Below are 435 nucleotides of genomic sequence, written 5' to 3'. Positions count from 1 at the left end.
GGATGAGCAAGGTATCCTCATTATCGATGAAACCGGTTTTATCAAAAAAGGGACGCATTCTGCCGGCGTGCAGCGTCAGTATAGTGGAACGGCGGGACGGATTGAAAATAGCCAGATAGGGGTTTTCCTGTGTTACGCCGGCAACGGCGGTCATGCCTTCATTGACCGGGCTTTATATCTGCCTAAACAGTGGACGGCGGATCGCCCCCGCTGTGACGCCGCCGGCATGCCTGACTCGGTCAGTTTTGCGACGAAACCCCAACTCGCCCGGCAAATGCTGGCGCGCGCATTCAAGGCCAATATCCCCTGTCGCTGGGTCACCGTTGATGCGGTCTATGGACAGGATCGTCGCTTGCGATGCTGGCTGGAATCTCAGCATCAACCGTTTGTCTTAGCGATCCCCAAAAATGAGCGCCTCTGGTGGCAAACACCGCA

The 435-nt window shown here is 56.1% G+C and carries 1 protein-coding gene; it reads left to right on the top strand.

The annotated features are described in order from the left end of the window. Positions 1 to 435, top strand: a 435-nt coding sequence (locus AAC855_RS21255) for an IS701 family transposase (RefSeq protein ID WP_340612123.1), incomplete at both ends; no start/stop codon positions are given.

This window comes from Xenorhabdus bharatensis (genome assembly GCF_037996705.1).
In the GTDB taxonomy this organism is placed as follows: Bacteria; Pseudomonadota; Gammaproteobacteria; order Enterobacterales; family Enterobacteriaceae; genus Xenorhabdus; species Xenorhabdus bharatensis.
Note: the sequence above shows the minus strand (reverse complement) of the source record. Positions and strands in the feature narration are given on the sequence as shown.